This window comes from Limnospira sp. PMC 1279.21, from assembly GCF_032349615.1.
Taxonomy (GTDB): domain Bacteria; phylum Cyanobacteriota; class Cyanobacteriia; order Cyanobacteriales; family Microcoleaceae; genus Limnospira; species Limnospira fusiformis.
Genome location: NZ_JARPLU010000399.1, coordinates 1 through 1,270, shown reverse-complemented (window position 1 = coordinate 1,270; position 1,270 = coordinate 1). Strand labels below are relative to the sequence as shown.

2 protein-coding genes are annotated in these 1,270 nt (G+C 49.4%); both read left to right on the top strand.

What is annotated here, in order from left to right; all coding sequences use genetic code 11:
- On the top strand, positions 1–220 hold a 220-nt coding region (locus tag P5683_RS24935; RefSeq protein ID WP_396442727.1), incomplete at its 5' end, for a WD40 repeat domain-containing protein.
- A 183-nt stretch (positions 221–403) separates the two neighbouring features.
- On the top strand, positions 404–1,162 hold the full coding sequence (locus P5683_RS24930; RefSeq protein ID WP_046321879.1) for a Uma2 family endonuclease: 759 nt from the start codon (positions 404–406) through the stop codon (positions 1,160–1,162).
- The last annotated feature ends 108 nt before the right edge of the window (positions 1,163–1,270 follow it).

The window sequence follows — 1,270 nt, the reverse complement described above, 5'->3', positions numbered from 1 at the left end:
TAGTTTGTTAAGCGTCAGCTTCAGTCCTGATGGTCAAACCCTGGCTTCTGGGAGTTATGATAAGACAGTGCGACTGTGGGATGTGCCTAACGGACGGGAACTGCGCCAACTCAAGGGACATACATTGTTGGTGAATAGCGTCAGCTTCAGTCCAGATGGTCAAACTCTGGCTTCTGGGAGTTGGGATGGGGTGGTGCGGTTGTGGAGGGTAGGGTTTTAGTGGAGTTGCTCGGGTTTCACCCAACATTTGTTGCTCGGGTTTCACCCAACAATGGTGGTGTTGGGTTCCGTACCTCCACCCAACCTACTTAACTATTGACGAAAAAATCAGCTAAAATGTGAGCCAACTATAGACACCGACTCAATGGTGTATTCCAGTTCAATAATTGAGAGGTCTAATTTTATGGTAACTACCCCTCAACCCACACAACCCACAAAGGTCATCTACCCTGATTCTGATGGAAATCCCATGGCTGAAAATACCCGCCAGTTTCGCTGGATTGTAGTCATTAAAGAGAATTTGGAGATTCTGTTTGATGATGATCCGAATGTCTTTATAGCGGGAGATTTGCTCTGGTATCCCATGGAAGGCAATAATAAACTGCGACAAGCACCTGATGCAATGGTGGTGTTCGGGCGACCAAAAGGCGATCGCGGTTCCTATAAACAATGGGAAGAAGGGAATATCCCTCCCCAAGTGGTGTTTGAAATTCTCTCCCCAGGAAATCGTCTCAAGGAGATGGTGAAGAAACAGCAGTTTTACGATCGCTATGGGGTGGAAGAATATTATATCTTCGACCCAGACCGTTTTGATTTTCATGGGTGGATACGCAATCAAACCGGTTCCCTGGAACTGATTGAGCAGGCGGAAAACTGGACGAGTCCCCGGTTAGGGATTCGCTTTGAACTGATTGAGGAGCAGTTCACCATCTATCGTCCTGATGGTCAGCGATTTCTCACCCCCACAGAGTTAGCCAAAATCGCCGAACAGCAGCGCTTGGAAGCTGAACAGCAGCGTCAGGAAGCCCAACAGCAGCGCTTGGAGGCTGAACAACAGCGTCAGGAAGCCGAACAACAGCGTCAGCGGGCGGAGTTAGCGGAAACGCGGCTGCGGGAATTGGAGGCTCGCTTACAGCAACTGGAAGGCGATCGCTCTTTGTAGGTTGGGTGAAACCCAACATTTGTTGCTCGGGTTTCACCCAACATTTGTAGGTTGGGTGAAACGAGGGTGAAACCCAGCATAACGGAGAGATGGTGGTGTTGGGTTCCG